General features: G+C 72.4%; 14 protein-coding genes. 11 read left to right on the top strand and 3 right to left on the bottom strand.

Features of this window, described 5'->3' with window-relative positions; genetic code table 11:
* Nucleotides 1-69 precede the first annotated feature (69 nt).
* The 9 genes from ACZ5DS_RS17660 (at nucleotide 70) to ACZ5DS_RS17620 (ending at nucleotide 11,150) form a co-directional block, all read left to right on the top strand.
* Nucleotides 70-2,301: a molybdopterin oxidoreductase family protein gene (locus ACZ5DS_RS17660; RefSeq protein WP_468239050.1), complete on the top strand. Its 2,232-nt coding sequence runs from the start codon at nucleotides 70-72 to the stop codon at nucleotides 2,299-2,301.
* A gap of 123 nt (nucleotides 2,302-2,424) precedes the next feature.
* On the top strand, nucleotides 2,425-3,813 hold the full coding sequence (locus ACZ5DS_RS17655; RefSeq protein ID WP_468239047.1) for a CitMHS family transporter: 1,389 nt from the start codon (nucleotides 2,425-2,427) through the stop codon (nucleotides 3,811-3,813).
* Nucleotides 3,814-3,835: 22 nt separating this feature from the next.
* Entirely contained in the window at nucleotides 3,836-5,080 is a 1,245-nt protein-coding gene (locus ACZ5DS_RS17650) for an MFS transporter (protein WP_468239045.1), read from the top strand.
* Between the two features lie 100 nt (nucleotides 5,081-5,180).
* On the top strand, nucleotides 5,181-5,888 hold the full coding sequence (locus tag ACZ5DS_RS17645) for a hypothetical protein (protein ID WP_468239042.1): 708 nt from the start codon (nucleotides 5,181-5,183) through the stop codon (nucleotides 5,886-5,888).
* Nucleotides 5,875-6,627 carry a class F sortase gene (locus ACZ5DS_RS17640; RefSeq protein ID WP_468239040.1) on the top strand — a complete coding sequence of 251 codons (753 nt, stop codon included), beginning with the start codon at nucleotides 5,875-5,877 and terminating at the stop codon, nucleotides 6,625-6,627. The genes ACZ5DS_RS17645 and ACZ5DS_RS17640 overlap by 14 nt, the downstream gene beginning before the upstream one ends.
* A gap of 88 nt (nucleotides 6,628-6,715) precedes the next feature.
* The gene (locus tag ACZ5DS_RS17635; protein WP_468239038.1) at nucleotides 6,716-8,068 is read left to right on the top strand and encodes an ABC transporter ATP-binding protein; all 1,353 of its coding nucleotides are present in this window, start codon (nucleotides 6,716-6,718) and stop codon (nucleotides 8,066-8,068) included.
* A gap of 52 nt (nucleotides 8,069-8,120) precedes the next feature.
* Nucleotides 8,121-8,570 carry a DUF3574 domain-containing protein gene (locus ACZ5DS_RS17630; RefSeq protein WP_468239035.1) on the top strand — a complete coding sequence of 150 codons (450 nt, stop codon included), beginning with the start codon at nucleotides 8,121-8,123 and terminating at the stop codon, nucleotides 8,568-8,570.
* A 93-nt stretch (nucleotides 8,571-8,663) separates the two neighbouring features.
* Entirely contained in the window at nucleotides 8,664-10,052 is a 1,389-nt protein-coding gene (locus tag ACZ5DS_RS17625; protein WP_468239033.1) for an aldehyde dehydrogenase family protein, read from the top strand.
* Between the two features lie 15 nt (nucleotides 10,053-10,067).
* Entirely contained in the window at nucleotides 10,068-11,150 is a 1,083-nt protein-coding gene (locus ACZ5DS_RS17620) for a Zn-dependent alcohol dehydrogenase (protein ID WP_468239031.1), read from the top strand.
* Nucleotides 11,151-11,385: 235 nt separating this feature from the next.
* Here the strand turns inward: ACZ5DS_RS17620 and ACZ5DS_RS17615 are convergent, their stop codons facing one another.
* The 3 genes from ACZ5DS_RS17615 to ACZ5DS_RS17605 form a co-directional block, all read right to left on the bottom strand.
* On the bottom strand, nucleotides 11,386-12,318 hold the full coding sequence (locus ACZ5DS_RS17615; RefSeq protein ID WP_468239028.1) for a DMT family transporter: 933 nt from the start codon (nucleotides 12,316-12,318) through the stop codon (nucleotides 11,386-11,388).
* Nucleotides 12,319-12,529: 211 nt separating this feature from the next.
* The gene (locus ACZ5DS_RS17610; protein WP_468239026.1) at nucleotides 12,530-13,240 is read right to left on the bottom strand and encodes an ArsR/SmtB family transcription factor; all 711 of its coding nucleotides are present in this window, start codon (nucleotides 13,238-13,240) and stop codon (nucleotides 12,530-12,532) included.
* Between the two features lie 46 nt (nucleotides 13,241-13,286).
* A complete protein-coding gene (locus ACZ5DS_RS17605; RefSeq protein ID WP_468239023.1) occupies nucleotides 13,287-13,928 on the bottom strand; it encodes a TetR/AcrR family transcriptional regulator in 642 nt (213 codons plus the stop codon).
* An 89-nt stretch (nucleotides 13,929-14,017) separates the two neighbouring features.
* Between ACZ5DS_RS17605 and ACZ5DS_RS17600 the strand changes: the two genes are divergently transcribed.
* Both ACZ5DS_RS17600 and ACZ5DS_RS17595 read left to right on the top strand, forming a co-directional pair.
* Nucleotides 14,018-15,169 carry an acyl-CoA dehydrogenase family protein gene (locus ACZ5DS_RS17600; RefSeq protein ID WP_468239304.1) on the top strand — a complete coding sequence of 384 codons (1,152 nt, stop codon included), beginning with the start codon at nucleotides 14,018-14,020 and terminating at the stop codon, nucleotides 15,167-15,169.
* A gap of 67 nt (nucleotides 15,170-15,236) precedes the next feature.
* Nucleotides 15,237-15,524, top strand: a complete 288-nt coding sequence (locus ACZ5DS_RS17595; protein ID WP_468239021.1) for a YiaA/YiaB family inner membrane protein — start codon at nucleotides 15,237-15,239, stop codon at nucleotides 15,522-15,524.
* Nucleotides 15,525-15,595 lie beyond the last annotated feature (71 nt).

Here is a 15,595-nt window from a genome sequence, read left to right as displayed (position 1 = left end):
GGTATGCTCGGGTCCGAGCCCGCCCGTGCTTGAGCGGCACCGACGCCGCCGACCCCCTGGGGAGGACCCGTGTCCCGCACCGCCCTGCGAATCTGCCCCCTGTGCGAGGCCACCTGCGGGCTGACCCTCACCATCGAGGGCACCCGTGTCACCGGCGCCCGCGGCGATCGCGAGGACGTCTTCAGCAAGGGTTTCATCTGCCCCAAGGGCGCCTCCTTCGGCGCCGTCGACGGCGACCCCGACCGGCTGCGCACCCCGCTCGTGCGCGAGGACGGCGTCCTGCGCGAGGCCACCTGGGAGGAGGCCTTCGACGCGGTCGCCGCGGGCCTGCGCCCGGTCGTGGAGCGGTACGGCCCCGACGCCCTCGGTGTCGTCCTCGGCAACCCCAACGTGCACACCATGGCGGGTGCGCTCTACCCGCCGGTCCTCCTCGGCGCCCTGCGCACCCGCAGCCTGTTCACCGCCTCCACGGTCGACCAGATGCCCAAGCACGTCTCCAGCGGGCTGCTCTTCGGCGACGCGAACGCCATCCCGGTGCCGGACCTCGACCACACCGACCACCTGCTGCTCATCGGCGCCAACCCGTTGGAGTCCAACGGCAGTCTGTGCACCGCCCCCGACTTCCCCGGCAAGCTCAAGGCCCTCAAGGCCCGCGGCGGCCGGCTCACCGTGGTGGACCCGCGCCGCACCCGCACCGCCAAGCTCGCCGACCGGCACCTCGCCATCCGGCCCGGCGCCGACGCCCTGTTGCTCGCCGCGATGGCCACCGTGCTGTTCGAGGAGGGCCTGGTCGACCTCAAGGACCTCGCCCCGCACGTCCAGGGGGTCGAGCACGTGCGGGACGCCCTGCGGGAGTTCACCCCCGAAGCCGTCGCCGGGGCCTGCGACGTCGACGCGTCCGTCATCCGCACTCTCGCCCGCGAACTCGCCGCCGCCCCCACCGCCGCCGTCTACGCCCGCATCGGCAGCTGCACCGTCCCGCACGGCACCCTGGCCAGCTGGCTGGTCGACGTCCTCAACGTGCTGACCGGCAACCTGGACCGCCCGGGTGGCGCCCTGTTCCCGCAGGCCGCCACCGACAGGACGCCCCGCCCGGCGGGCCCCGGCCGCGGCTTCGCGCTCGGCCGCTGGCACTCCCGGGTGCGGCACCTGCCCGAGGCCAAGGGCGAGTTGCCGCTCTCCGCGCTCGCCGAGGAGATCGACACGGCCACCGCGGAGGGCGAGCCGATCCGCGCGCTCGTCGTGGTCGCGGCCAACCCGGTGCTGTCCGCGCCCGACGGCGACCGCCTCGACAAAGCCCTGGACTCACTGGACTTCATGGTCAGCGTCGACCCCTACCTCAACGAGACCTCCCGCCACGCCGATGTCGTACTGCCCCCGCCGCCCCCCTCGCAGAGCCCGCACCACGACTTCGCCTTCAACACCCTCGCCGTCCGCAACCAGGTCCGCTACAGCCGCCCCGCCGTCCCCCTCGAACCCGGCCGCATGGCCGAGACCGAGATCCTCGCCCGGCTGATCCTGGCCGCCACGGGCATGCAGGGCGCCGACCCGGCCGCCGTCGATGCGATGGTGATCGAGCAGACCCTCGCCAAGGCCGTCCAGGAGCCCCACTCCCCGGTGCACGGCCGTGACCCGAAGGAACTCGCAGGCCTGCTCACCGGGGACACCGGCCCCGAGCGCCGGCTCGACCTCATGCTGCGCCTCGGCCCCTACGGCGACGGCTTCGGCGTACGGCCCGACGGGCTGACCCTGGCCCGGCTGCTCGACCATCCGCACGGCATCGACCTCGGCCCGCTGCGCCCCCGCCTGCCGCAGCCGCTGAAGACCGTCAGCGGCAAGGTCGAGCTGCTGCCCGAGCCGATCGCCGGCGACCTGCCCCGGCTCCGGGCGGCCCTGGGTGAGCGCCCCGCGGGGCTCGTCCTCGTCGGCCGCCGCCATCTGCGCTCCAACAACAGCTGGATGCACAACGTGCCCGCCCTCACCGGCGGCAGCAACCGCTGCACCCTGCACATCCACCCCGAGGACGCGGAGCGCCTGGGAGTGCGCGACGGGGCGGACGTACGCGTGAAGGGAGCCGGGGGAGAGGTGGTCGCCCCCGCCGAGGTCACCGACGGCGTCCGGCCGGGCGTGGTGAGCCTGCCGCACGGCTGGGGCCACGACCGTCCCGGGACCCGGATGAGCCACGCGGTCCGGGAGCCCGGCGTCAACGTCAACCAGCTCCTCGACGGCAGCCTGCTCGACCCGCTGTCGGGCAACGCGGTCCTCAACGCAGTGCCCGTCGATCTCACCGCACAGCTGTGACCTGGAGTTTTGCGCTTATTGCTCGCGTGTCAACGTCTTGTTAACGCCGTTTGACGGGACCTAACGTCATCGCACCGCCAGCCCCCGGTGGGATGTTCAAGGGCGAACGTTAGGTATCCATTCATGCTGACCATCCTCGGCTTCGCCATGATCGCGACCTTCCTGGTCCTGATCATGCTGAAGAAGATGTCGCCGATCGCGGCGCTCGTACTGATCCCGGCGCTGTTCTGCGTCGTCGTTGGCAAGGGCGCCCAGCTCGGCGACTACGTCATCGACGGCGTCACCGGCCTCGCCCCCACCGCGGCGATGCTCATGTTCGCGATCGTCTACTTCGGTGTGATGATCGACGTGGGCCTCTTCGACCCGGTCGTCCGGGCGATCCTGAGGTTCTGCAAGGCCGACCCGCTGCGGATCGTCGTCGGCACCGCCGTCCTCGCCGCGATCGTCTCGCTCGACGGCGACGGCTCCACCACCTTCATGATCACGGTCTCGGCGATGTACCCGCTGTACAAGCGCCTGAAGATGAGCCTGGTCGTGATGACCGGCGTGGCCGCCATGGCCAACGGCGTCATGAACACACTCCCGTGGGGCGGTCCGACCGCCCGGGCCGCGACCGCGCTGAAGCTGGACGCCGGCGACATCTTCGTGCCGATGATCCCGGCCCTCGCCGTGGGCCTGCTCTTCGTCTTCTGCCTCGCGTACGTGCTCGGCCGCCGCGAGCGGCGGCGGCTCGGCGTGCTGACGCTGGAGGAGGCGCTGGCGGAGGAGACGGAGACGGTGCTGGTGGGCGCCGGTTCCGGCAAGGGCACCAAGAGCACCGGAGGTTCCGGCAGCGGCGCCGGCCTGCCGCAGGAGCCCGAGGAGGACGGCTTCCAGGGCCTCGACCCGAACCGCGCCAGCCTGCGCCCCCGGCTCTACTGGTTCAACGCCCTGCTCACGGTCGCCCTGCTCACCGCCATGATCATGGAGTGGCTGCCGATCCCGGTGCTGTTCCTGCTCGGTGCCGCGCTCGCGCTGACCGTCAACTTCCCGCACATGCCGGACCAGAAGGCCCGCCTGGCCGCGCACGCCGACAACGTCCTCAACGTCTCCGGCATGGTCTTCGCCGCCGCCGTCTTCACCGGTGTCCTGCAGGGCACCGGCATGGTCGACCACATGGCGAAGTGGCTGGTGGACAACATCCCCGACGGCATGGGCCCGCACATGGCCCTGGTCACCGGCGTGCTGAGCATCCCGCTCACGTACTTCATGTCCAACGACGGCTTCTACTTCGGCATCCTGCCGGTGCTCGCCGAGGCCGGGCAGGCACACGGCGTCTCCTCCCTCGAGATCGCCCGGGCCTCCCTCGTCGGCCAGCCGCTGCACATGTCCAGCCCGCTCGTCCCGGCCGTGTACGTCCTCGTCGGCATGGCCAAGGTCGAGTTCGGCGACCACACGCGCTTCGTCGTGAAGTGGGCGGCGCTGACCTCGCTGGTGGTCCTCGGCGCGGGAATCCTGTTCGGCATCATCTGACCACCAGAGGGAGGATGTACCCATGAGGCCCGGTAAGAGCCGCGGCTGGCTGATCCGCCTCGTCATCGCCTTCGGCTTCGCGCAGGGGGCGGTGTCGATGGCCCGGCCCGCCGTCTCCTACCGGGCGCTCGCCCTCGGCGCCGACGAGTGGGCCGTCGGCGTCATCGCTGGTGTGTACGCCCTGCTCCCGCTCTTCGCCGCCGTACCGCTCGGCCGCCGTACCGACCACGGCCGCTGCGCGCCCCTGCTGCCGGTGGGCGTGGTCCTCATCTCCGGCGGCTGTGTCCTCAGCGGACTCGTGAACTCCCTCTGGGCCATGGCCCTGTGGAGCGGAGTGATGGGGCTCGGCCACCTCAGCTTCGTGATCGGCGCCCAGTCGCTGGTGGCCCGCCGGTCCGCGCCGCACGAACAGGACCGCGCCTTCGGGCACTTCACCATCGGCGCCTCCCTCGGCCAGCTCATCGGCCCCATCGCCGCGGGAGCCCTGATCGGCGGCCCCGACCTGGCGGACAGCAGCGCCCTCGCCCTCGTCGTGGCGGGCGCCGGCGGGGCGGTCGCGCTCACCTCGCTGTGGCGCATCGAGGACCGTGCGGCCGTCAACTCCCGCTCCCCGCACGGTGACCCGGTGCCCGTAGGCAGGATCCTGCGTGCCCGGGGCGTGCCCGCGGGCATGCTCATCAGCCTCTCCGTGCTGTCCGCCACCGACATCCTCACCGCATACCTCCCGGTGGTCGGCGAGCACCGGGGCATCGCCCCCGCGGTGATCGGCGTTCTGCTCAGCCTGCGCGCCGGGGCCACCATCGCCTGCCGTCTCGTCCTCACCCCGCTGCTGCGCCTGCTCGGCCGGCCCGCCCTGCTCACCGTCACCTGCTTCCTCGCGGCCGTCCTGTGCGCGGGGGTGGCGCTGCCCGTGCCGGTGTGGGCGCTCGGTCTCATGCTGAGCGTCCTCGGCTTCTGCCTCGGCGTCGGTCAGCCGCTCTCCATGACGACGGTCGTCCAGGCCGCCCCCGAGGGGGCCCGTTCCACTGCGCTCGCCCTGCGCCTGACCGGCAACCGGCTCGGCCAGGTCGCTGCGCCGGCCGTCGCGGGCCTGGTCGCGGGGGTGGCGGGCGTGGCCGCGCCGTTCGCGATGCTCGGGGTGTTGCTCCTGCTGTCGTCGGGAGTGGCGCTGCGGTCGCCGGGCGCCGGAAGGCCGGCCGAGGGGGCCGAACGGGTGTCGCGCACCGGGCGGAAGGGCTCGGCGTTGCGCCGCACGAGCGATATCTGACGGCGCGTCCGGCGTTGGTGCCGCGGGCCGTGGAGTGCGTGGGTGACAGTCCCAACGAAAGGCCGATTTGTATGAAAATCGTCTAACCGGAGGAGCTGGCATGTCCACCCTGACACTTCCACGGACCTTCACCCGCGCGGGCGCGACCGTCGTCCTCGGCGCTCTGGCCGCGGCGGGCGCGTCGTGGGTGGCGGCGCCCACCGCGGCTGCGCAAGGGGAAAACGGCGACATCAGGATCCACCGTGTGGGCGTGCCCTTCGGCGTCTCGCATGACGACCCGGTGGTCTGCAGGTTCTACCTCGACGCCGTCAACTTCGACGTCCTGCCCGCCATCGCCTACGTCATCACGCCACAGCCACCGCTGCCCAGCGGCGCCGTCGTCACCGGGACGATCCAGCTCGCCGGCGGTGCCGGGCACACCGACCCGCTGGGACTGGCGGACGGCCAGTATCGGCTCACCTGGGTCGTGGCGGGCGCCACCAGGGAGAAGGTCTTCCGCGTCGACTGCCACGACGAGAAGCCGGACCCGGCGCACGGCCCGGGCCAGATCGAGGACCACCAGCAGGGCAACCAGCAGAACGGCCAGCACGACGGCCAGCACGACGACCAGCACAACGACTCGGGCTGGGCGCAGGGCGGCGACCACAACGACGGCCCGAAGGGCGGAGTGCACGCGGGCGGCGGCGGCCTCGTCGACACGGCGGGTGCCTTCTCGCCCGTGGCCGCCGCCGCGGGCGTGGGGCTGGTCGCGGCCAGTGCTGCGGTGTACGTCCGCCTGATCCGCCGCCGCCCGCATGGTGCCGCGTAGGCGCAGACGCAGGCCGTGGTACCGGACCCGCACCTACCGCCTGACCAGGACGGGCCTGCTCGCGGTCGTCCTGGTGACGGTGGGGGTCCGGTGCGGCGGAGACGGCCGGCCGGACACCTCCGTCCGGGCGGGCCACGAGAACGCCGGACCGGCCCGCCCGACGCCCCCGCCCCGCCCGCTGCCCCGGTCCCGCCCGACGTCCTTCCGTATCCCGTACCTGGGGGTCGACGCGCCGATCATCGGTCTGGGGCTCGACCGGAACCGGCAGTTGGAGACACCGCCGCTCGACAGGCCGAAGCTGGTCGGCTGGTACGAGAACGGGCCCACGCCGGGGGAGCCCGGCACCGCGATCGCCGTCGGCCACCGCGACACCAGGACCGGCGCCGCCGTCTTCGCCGCGCTCGCCCAGGTGCCGCCCGGCAAACTGATCGAGGCCTCGCGTGCGGACGGCCGTACCGCCGTCTACACGGTGGACCGGGTGAAGGTCTACGACAAGGCGACCTTCCCCGACGCCGAGGTGTACGGCCCGACAGGCCGCTCGGAGTTGCGCGTGCTCACCTGCGGCGGCCTGTTCAGCCGGCGCACGGGCTACACCAGCAACGTGGTGCTCTTCGCCCACCTCACCGCGACGAAGGGACCGCCGGTGCGGACCGCGGCGCCGGCACCGGCGGACCGAATCCCACCCTCCGGTGGGCCCACTGCCGCTTCCCGTCTTCCCCGGCCGGGCACATTCCGTTAACTTCCGTGACTCACAGGTCCCGTACGACCGACGGGACCTTCGGACCCACGGAGCAGCGGCGCTCCGGACAGCCCCGGGGGCGGCAGCCATGACACGCGCCATCTCTCTGCACGACGTGAGCAAGTCCTATGTGCGCGGCACCCGCGTCGTGGACGGGCTCTCGCTGGACATCGCGCCCGGCGAGTTCCTGGTGCTGCTGGGTCCCTCCGGCTGCGGGAAGTCCACCGTGCTGCGCATGATCGCGGGACTGGAGGACATCGACGAGGGCGAACTGTTCCTCGACGGGGAGCACGCCAACGACTGGCAGCCGGCCGAGCGGCGCATCGCGATGGTCTTCCAGAACTTCGCCCTCTACCCCACCATGACCAGCCGCGACAACATCGGCTTCCCGCTGCGCATCGAGGCCCCCGGCGCCGACCCCCGCCCGCGGGTGGACGCGACCGCCCGCATGCTCGGCATCGAGGACCTGCTCGACCGCTTTCCCAGCCAGCTCTCCGGCGGCGAACGCCAGCGGGTCGCCATGGGCCGGGCCATCGCCCGCCACCCCTCCGCCTTCCTGATGGACGAGCCGCTGTCCAACGTCGACGCCAAGCTCCGCAACCATCTGCGGGCCGAGATATCCCGGCTCACCCGCGAGCTGGGCGTCACCACGGTCTACGTCACCCACGACCAGGCCGAGGCCATGTCCCTCGGCGACCGGGTCGCCGTGCTGCGCGGCGGCGTGCTCCAGCAGGTCGGCGGCCCGCGCGAGGTGTACGCGCTGCCCCGCAACGTCTTCGTCGCCGCCTTCATCGGCACCCCGCGCATCAACCTGCTGCGCGGCCTGGTCCGCGCCCCGCTGGACGGCGCCATGACCATCAGCCTCGGCAAGCAGTATCTGCGGCTGCCCGAGCCCCTCAGCCTGGACCACCGGTTGCTGCGGGTGCAGCAGGGTCGCGAGGTCATCGTCGGGCTGCGCTCGGAGGCGGTGCGCATCGCCCAGCACAGTGCGGCCCGGCCCGGCGAGGTGCCGCTCACCGGGCTCGTGGAGCACATGGAGTTCCAGGGGCACGAGACCCTCGTCCACTTCAACACCGGATCCCGCCCGGCCGTCGTACCCGAGCTGGAGGCCCCGCGCCCGGCCGCCCGGCCCGCGCGCCGCCGCCGCAGGGCGGGGCCGGGCGTGCTGGACCGGCTGTGGGAGCGGGCCGGGTCGCTGCGTGCCGGGCCGGTGGTGGTCCTGGATCACCCGCCGGGGCGGGAAGGGGACGCGGCACCCGACCCTGCGCCCTCGGAGGGCCAGCTCCCCGGCGACCTGGTCGTCCGCGCCACCCCCGACCTCCGGCTGCACCACGGCATGCAGGTCCCGCTCCTCGTCGACCTCGCCCACCTGTTCGTCTTCGACCAGGACGGCGAGCGCATCTGCCCGTCCCCGGCGCGGCTGCCGGACCTGGACGAGTGACGTCCGCGAGGAACGCGTACGGGCATGAGTGAGCTCCGCTAGAGATGCGTGCATGAACACGCACATCACCCGAAACCGGGCCGCCCTCGCCGCGGCCGGTCTGCTGCTCGCCGCCGCCCCCACCGCGTACGCCACGCTCGCCACCGCGGACTCCCCGACCCAGGTGCGCGGAAAGCCGTACATCGAGACCCGGCTCCTCTTCGGCACCGCGCGCCCGGACGGCGGTCCGGCCGTCACCGACCGGCAGTTCATGGCCTTCGTCGACAAGGAGGTCACACCCGACTTCCCGGACGGACTCACCGTGCAGAGCGGGCGCGGACAGTGGCGCGACGCGAACGGCACCATCGAGAAGGAGCGGTCGTACGCGCTCATCCTGCTGTATCCGCAGGGCCGGGCGGACGCGAGCGACCGGAGCATCGAGGACATCCGGCGGGCCTACGAGAAGGCTTTCGGCCAGGAGTCCGTGGGCAGGGTGGACGAAAGGGCGCAGGTCGACTTCTGATATCCACGGGGACGTCCGGTTACGTATGGCGCGTGAAAACTATCGCCGCTAGTTTGTGTGCCGGACGACGGAGACCCGCCGGGAGGAAGCAGCATGAAGGCACACGACGGCCTGTACATCGACGGCGCCTGGCGCCCCGCCGAGAGCCAGGACGTGATCGAGGTCGTGAACCCGGCCGACGAGCAGGTCATCGGCCGGGTCCCGGCCGCAGGCGCCCTCGACGTCGACACCGCCGTACGCGCCGCCCGTGCCGCCCTCCCGGCCTGGGCCGCCACGCCCCCGGCCGAGCGCGCCGCGCGCCTGGCCGCGCTGCGGGACGTCCTCGTGGCCCGCAAGGACGAGATCGCCGAGACCGTCACCGCCGAACTGGGCGCGCCGCTCGCGTTCTCCCAGACCGTGCACGCCGGCGTGCCGATCGCGGTCGCCGGCTCCTACGCCGAGCTGGCCGCCACCCACCCCTTCGAGGAGAAGGTCGGCAACTCCACCGTCCTGCACGAGCCGATCGGCGTCGTCGGCGCGATCACCCCCTGGAACTACCCGCTCCACCAGATCGTCGCCAAGGTCGCCCCGGCGCTCGCCGCCGGCTGCACGATCGTCCTCAAGCCCGCCGAGGACACCCCGCTCACCGCCCAGCTCTTCGCCGAGGCGGTCCACGAGGCGGGCGTCCCCGCGGGCGTGTTCAACCTCGTCACCGGCCTCGGCCCGGTCGCCGGGCAGGCCCTCGCCGAGCACCCGGGCGTCGACCTGGTCTCCTTCACCGGCTCCACCGCGGTCGGCCGGCAGATCGGTGCGGTGGCCGGCGCTGCCGTCAAGAAGGTGGCGCTCGAACTCGGCGGCAAGTCCGCCAACGTCATCCTGCCGAGCGCCGACCTCGCCAAGGCGGTCAACGTGGGCGTGGCCAACGTGATGTCCAACTCCGGTCAGACGTGCAGCGCCTGGACCCGGATGCTGGTCCACCGCGACCAGTACGACGAGGCCGTCGAACTGGCCACGGCCGCCGCCGCCAAGTACGGCGACCGCATCGGCCCCGTCGTCAGCGCCAAGCAGCAGGCACGCGTGCGCGGCTACATCGAGAAAGGCATCGCCGAGGGCGCCCGCCCGGTCGCCAGCGGACCCGAATCCCCGCGCGACAAGGGCTACTTCATCAGCCCCACGGTCTTCGCGGACGTGACCCCCGAGATGACGATCGCGCAGGAGGAGATCTTCGGCCCGGTCCTCACGATCCTGCGCTACGAGGACGAGGAGGACGCCCTGCGCATCGCCAACGGCACCGTCTACGGCCTCGCCGGCGCGGTCTGGGCCGGTGACGAGGCCGAAGCCGTCGCCTTCGCCCGCCGCATGGACACCGGCCAGGTCGACATCAACGGCGGCCGGTTCAACCCCCTCGCCCCCTTCGGCGGCTACAAGCAGTCCGGGGTCGGCCGGGAACTCGGCAGCCACGGACTCGCCGAGTACCTCCAGACCAAGTCCCTCCAGTTCTAAGGAAGTCCTCCCCCCATGGCCGTACGAGCCGCCGTTCTGCCTGCCATCGGCGCCCCCCTGGAGATCACCGACATCGAGCTGCCCGACCCGGGCCCCGGACAGGTCCGGGTCCGGCTTGCCGCCGCCGGGGTCTGCCACTCCGACCTGTCCCTGGCCGACGGCACCATGCGGGTACCGGTCCCCGCGGTCCTCGGCCACGAAGGCGCCGGCACGGTCGTCGCGGTGGGGGAGGGCGTCACCCATGTCTCGCCCGGCGCCCCCGTGGTCCTCAACTGGGCCCCCTCCTGCGGCAGTTGCCACGCCTGCACCCTCGGCGAGGTCTGGCTGTGCGCCAACGCGATGAACGGCGCCGCCGACGTCCACGCCCGCACCGCCGACGGCACCGATCTGCACCCCGGCCTGAACGTCGCCGCGTTCGCCGAGGAGACCGTGGTCTCCGCGTCCTGCGTGCTGCCCCTGCCGGAAGGCATCCCGCTCACCGACGCGGCACTCCTCGGCTGCGCCGTCCTCACCGGCTACGGCGCCGTCCACCACTCGGCACAGGTCCAACCGGGCGAGACGGTCGCGGTGTTCGGCGCCGGCGGAGTCGGCCTGGCCACCCTCCAGGCGGCCCGGATCGCGGGCGCGTCCCGGATCATCGCCGTGGACATCTCCCCGCAGAAGGAGGAACTGGCCCGCGCGGCAGGCGCCACGGACTACGTCATCGCCTCCGACACGACTCCCCGCGAGATCCGCGCCCTCACCGGCAAGCAGGGCGTCGACGTCTCCGTGGAATGCGTGGGCCGCGCGGTCACCATCCGCGCCGCCTGGGAGTCCACCCGCCGCGGCGGCCGCACGACGGTCGTCGGCATCGGCGGCAAGGACCAGCAGGTCACCTTCAACGCCCTGGAGATCTTCCACTGGGGCCGCACCCTGTCCGGCTGCGTCTACGGCAACACCGACCCGGCCCGCGACCTGCCGCTGCTCGCCGAACACGTACGCGAGGGCCGACTGGACCTCTCGTCGCTGGTCACCGAGCGCATCGCCCTGGAGGGCATCCCGGCGGCCTTCGACAACATGCTCGCGGGCAAGGGCGGCCGGGCGCTGGTGGTGTTCTGAGAGCCTGTGTCATATCTCCGGTCGGATCGGCGCGCGGCGTCTGGTGCGTGCGATCGCAAGGCGCCGGAGCGCCCTCGATGGGGGTGCCCCCGCGCGAGCGAAGCCGAGCGTGGGGGAGGAGCCACGTGGGTGGTTCGGCAACGCGGCTGGGGGTCCCCCCACGCCCTTAAGGCAGTGGGGGAGTGCGTGCCAGGCGTCGCGCGCCCGGCCGGGGATATGACACAGGCTCTGAGCCTCAGCCCACCTTCTCGGGTCGCGGCTCCCCGGCTGCGACCCGCCTGCTGCGCCCGCGCACACGGGACCGTGAAACCCCCACGCCCGCGAGGCACAGCACCCCGCCCGCCAGCGTGAGCAGCCCCGGCACCTCCCCGAGCGCCAGCCACGACATCAGCACGACGAGGGCCGGAACCGCGTACGTCGTCGCACCCATCCGGCTGGCGGTGGTGCGGGCGAGGGCGTAGGCCCAGGTGGTGAAGGCGAGAGCGGTCGGAAAGACACCGAGATACACCATGTCGAAGGTGGCCGAGACCGGCGCACGGGCCGCCTCCCGCACCAACTGCCCGGCGAACGGCAGGCAGGCCACGGCACCGACGAGACACCCGTAGGTCGTCACCTGCAGGGCACTCGCGTGCCCGAGGGCGGGCTTCTGCGCGACGACCCCGGCGGCGTAGGCCACCGCCGCGAGCAGACACAGCACCACCCCGAACACCGAGGACCCGCCCCCGGCCGACATCGACAGACCGACCGTCACGGCACCGGCGAACGACACGGCCATCCCCGCCAGCAGCCTCGGCGGCATAGGATCGCCGAGCAGCCTGGCACCGAGCAGGGCCATCAACAGCGGGCCCACGTTCACGACGAGAGCGGCGGTGCCGGCGTCCACCTGCTGCTCGCCCCAGTTCAGGACCACCATGTAGAACCCGAACCACAGCACCCCGGACAGCCCGATACCCCGCCACGCACTCCTGGGCGGCAGCCCTTCCCGCCGTACGACACAGATGACCCCGAGCGCCACGACCCCCGCGACCAGCCGCCCGAGCGCGAGCGCACCCGGCGAGTAGGCGTCCCCCGCGGTCCGGATCGCCACGAAGGCGGAGGCCCAGAGCACGACGGAGACGACGGCTGCGACGGTGGCGAGCAGCTGTTGGCGTGGGGCGCTGTTCATCATGCTCCTGAGGCTAGGTAGGGACACGTACAGGGGCTGGCGGAATTCGGACGGGGCAACTGGGCTGGGCGGGGGCGGGGACGCTCCCCGGCGCCGGCAGGGTGCGTATGCGGCCGACGGGGCTGCAACTCCCCAGGGGCGCGGGGAACTGCGCGACCAGCCCCCACACACCCGCACCCGGCAAACCACACACCCCCCACCCCCGTAGCCGAACTCAACCCAACCCCGCCACCTCAATGCCGAGCAACTCAAATAGCGCCCGCTCCCCCGACGGAGTCACCTTCACGGCCCGCTCGGAGCCGATACGCACGCACCAGCCCACGTCCATCGCGTGCCGGCACAGCGCCGCCCCCGCCGCCCCCGCGAGATGAGGCCGCCGCTCGGTCCAGTCGAGGCACGCTCGGGCCAGCGGACGCCGGCTCGAACGGTCGAGGGGGATACCCGCCGTACCGAACCACTCCAGCCCCGCGTCCGTGAGCGCGAACCCGGTGTCCTGGCGGAGCAACCCCCGCTCGGTCAGCGCATCCGTGACCGCGATCCCGAGCCGCCCGGCGAGATGGTCGTAGCAGGTACGGCCCCGGGCCATCGCGGAGCCCGCGCTCGACTCCCGCAGCGTGCACGGGCGTACGGCCTCGGCGGGGTCCACCTGCGCGGCGAGATCCTCGACCAGCTGAGCCGCCCCCGCATCGGCCAGCCGCACATACCGGTGCCGCCCCTGCCGTTCCTCCGCGAGCAGGCCGCCGGCCACCAGCTTGCCCAGATGCTCGCTCAGCGTGGAGGGGGCGACCCCTGCGTGTCTGGCCAGCTCACCGGCGGTCCAGGCCCGCCCGTCCAACAGCGCCAGCAGACACGCGGCCCGGGTCTCGTCGGCGACCAGCGAGGCGAGTGCGGCGAGGCCGGCGGCCCGGGAGTCCTTGGAGGTCATGCCCCCAGCATGCGGCATGGACACTTCGGCCCCCGCCGAAGTGTCCTCACGCGTTGAGGCGCACCTGCTCGTACTGCTGCGCCAGCCCGTCCAGCAGCGCCGTCAGCCCCGTCTCGAAGGCACGCTCGTCGATCTTCTCCTGCTGCTCGGCGAGGAGATGGGCCTGCCCGAGGTGGGGATAGTCGGCGGGGTCGTAGGCGCTCGCGTCGTCCACGAAGCCCCCGGCGAAGGAGCCGAGCGCGGAGCCCATGATGAAGTACCGCATCAGCGCGCCGATGGAGGTCGCCTGCGCCGGGGGCCAGCCCGCGTCGACCATCGCGCCGTAGACCGCGTCGGCCAGCCGCAGGGCGGCCGGGCGCCGGCCGGGCCCGCGGGCGAGGACCGGGACGATGTTCGGGTGGTCGCGCAGGGCCGCCCGGTAGGAGACCGCCCAGTCGTGCAGCGCGGTCCGCCACTCCCGGCCGTCCTCGAACATCGACAGGTCGACCAGCCCGCTCACCGAGTCCGCGACCGCCTCGAGGATCTCGTCCTTGGTGCGGAAGTGGTTGTAGAGCGAGGGCCCGCTCACCCCCAGCTCGGCGGCGAGCCGTCGGGTGGAGACAGCCGCCAGGCCCTCCGCGTCCACGAGTTCCCGTGCCGTCTCGACGATCCGGTCGGTGCTGAGGAGGGGCTTGCGCGGTCGGGCCATGGCGCACATAGTAGGGCTGCACTGGAAACTAGCAGTGCTAATTTAAATGTACGGCTTTCAAGATCCATCTGGTGTGGGGTGATCTCGTGGTGAACCTGGGGCTCAGCGCGGAGCAGACCGCGGTACGGCGGCTCGCCCGGGACCTCGTGGAGCGCGAGATCGCCCCGCACGCGGTCGCCTGGGACCGCGCCGAGGAGGTCGACCGCGGCATCGTGAAGAAGCTCGGCGAGGTCGGCTTCCTCGGCCTGACGATCGACGAGGAGTACGGCGGCTCGGGCGGCGACCACCTCGCGTACTGCCTGGTCACCGAGGAGCTGGGCCGCGGGGACTCCTCGGTCCGTGGCATCGTCTCCGTCTCCCTGGGACTGGTTGCCAAGTCGATCTCCGCCTGGGGGAGCGAGGAGCAGAAGCGGCGCTGGCTGCCGGGGCTGACCACGGGCGAGTGCGTCGGCTGCTTCGGCCTCACCGAACCCGGCACCGGCTCCGACGCGGGCAACCTGACCACCCGTGCGGTGCGCGACGGCGACGATTACGTCATCAGCGGCACCAAGATGTTCATCACGAACGGCACCTGGGCCGACGTCGTCCTGCTCTTCGCCCGCTCCACCGACGCCCCCGGTCACAAGGGCGTCAGCGCCTTCCTCGTGCCCACCGACACCCCCGGCCTGACCCGCCGCACCATCCACGGCAAGCTCGGCCTGCGCGGCCAGGCCACCGCCGAACTGGTCCTCGAGGACGTCAGGGTGCCCGCCTCCGCCCTGCTCGGCGAGGAGGGCAAGGGCTTCACGGTCGCCATGTCCGCACTGGCCAAGGGGCGGATGTCGGTCGCCGCGGGCTGTGTCGGCATAGCCCAGGCCGCGCTGGACGCGGCCGTGAAGTACGCCGGTGAGCGCGAGCAGTTCGGCAGGTCCATCGCCCACCACCAGCTGGTGCAGGAGCTGATCAGCGACATCGCCGTCGACGTGGACGCGGCCCGGCTGCTCACCTGGCGGGTCGCCGATCTCGTCGACCGCGGGCAGCCGTTCGCGGTCGAGTCCTCCAAGGCCAAGCTGTTCGCCTCCGAGGCCGCCGTCCGCGCCGCCAACAACGCCCTCCAGGTCTTCGGCGGCTACGGCTACATCGACGAGTACCCGGCCGGCAAACTCCTGCGCGACGCCCGGGTGATGACCCTCTACGAGGGCACCAGCCAGATCCAGAAGCTGCTCATCGGGCGGGCGCTGACCGGGGTCTCCGCCTTCTGAGTTCTGAGTACGCTCCTGAGTATCTCGGCGGATGTGGCGCGGGCCACGTCCGCCGATGCTTGCTCCCATGAGTGACACACCGGTCAAACAGCAGAGCACGGCCGCCTTCTACGGCCAGTCCGTCGCCTCCTTCGCGGTCGCCATGGCGGCCACCGCCATAGGCATCTACCAGCTGAACGCCAACGCCTGGGTGCGGGCCTTCCTGGCCATCGCCGTCCTCTACCTCGTCACGTCCGCCTTCACACTCGCCAAGGTGATCCGGGACCGTCAGGAGGCCGGGCAGCTCGTCAGCCGGGTCGACCAGGCCCGCCTGGAGAAGCTGCTCGCCGAGCACGACCCCTTCGAAAAGGTCTGACCAGGTCCGGGAAGCGCCGAGCGGGCCGCTAAGCGAGCGCTCACCTTCGGCGGTATGGTGGTGCTCCTGTC

This window comes from Streptomyces sp. NPDC031100 (assembly GCF_055570785.1).
This window is presented reverse-complemented; position numbering and strand designations above follow the sequence as displayed.

Excerpts from the sequence above, each read along its gene's own strand:
- ACZ5DS_RS17655 (WP_468239047.1), top strand. The coding sequence starts at position 2,425 with ATGCTGACCATCCTCGGCTTCGCCATGATCGCGACCTTCCTGGTCCTG.
- ACZ5DS_RS17650 (WP_468239045.1), top strand. The coding sequence starts at position 3,836 with ATGAGGCCCGGTAAGAGCCGCGGCTGGCTGATCCGCCTCGTCATCGCC.
- ACZ5DS_RS17645 (WP_468239042.1), top strand. The coding sequence starts at position 5,181 with ATGTCCACCCTGACACTTCCACGGACCTTCACCCGCGCGGGCGCGACC.
- ACZ5DS_RS17640 (WP_468239040.1), top strand. The coding sequence starts at position 5,875 with ATGGTGCCGCGTAGGCGCAGACGCAGGCCGTGGTACCGGACCCGCACC.
- ACZ5DS_RS17635 (WP_468239038.1), top strand. The coding sequence starts at position 6,716 with ATGACACGCGCCATCTCTCTGCACGACGTGAGCAAGTCCTATGTGCGC.
- ACZ5DS_RS17630 (WP_468239035.1), top strand. The coding sequence starts at position 8,121 with ATGAACACGCACATCACCCGAAACCGGGCCGCCCTCGCCGCGGCCGGT.
- ACZ5DS_RS17625 (WP_468239033.1), top strand. The coding sequence starts at position 8,664 with ATGAAGGCACACGACGGCCTGTACATCGACGGCGCCTGGCGCCCCGCC.
- ACZ5DS_RS17620 (WP_468239031.1), top strand. The coding sequence starts at position 10,068 with ATGGCCGTACGAGCCGCCGTTCTGCCTGCCATCGGCGCCCCCCTGGAG.
- ACZ5DS_RS17615 (WP_468239028.1), bottom strand. The coding sequence starts at position 12,318 with ATGATGAACAGCGCCCCACGCCAACAGCTGCTCGCCACCGTCGCAGCC.
- ACZ5DS_RS17610 (WP_468239026.1), bottom strand. The coding sequence starts at position 13,240 with ATGACCTCCAAGGACTCCCGGGCCGCCGGCCTCGCCGCACTCGCCTCG.
- ACZ5DS_RS17605 (WP_468239023.1), bottom strand. The coding sequence starts at position 13,928 with ATGGCCCGACCGCGCAAGCCCCTCCTCAGCACCGACCGGATCGTCGAG.
- ACZ5DS_RS17595 (WP_468239021.1), top strand. The coding sequence starts at position 15,237 with ATGAGTGACACACCGGTCAAACAGCAGAGCACGGCCGCCTTCTACGGC.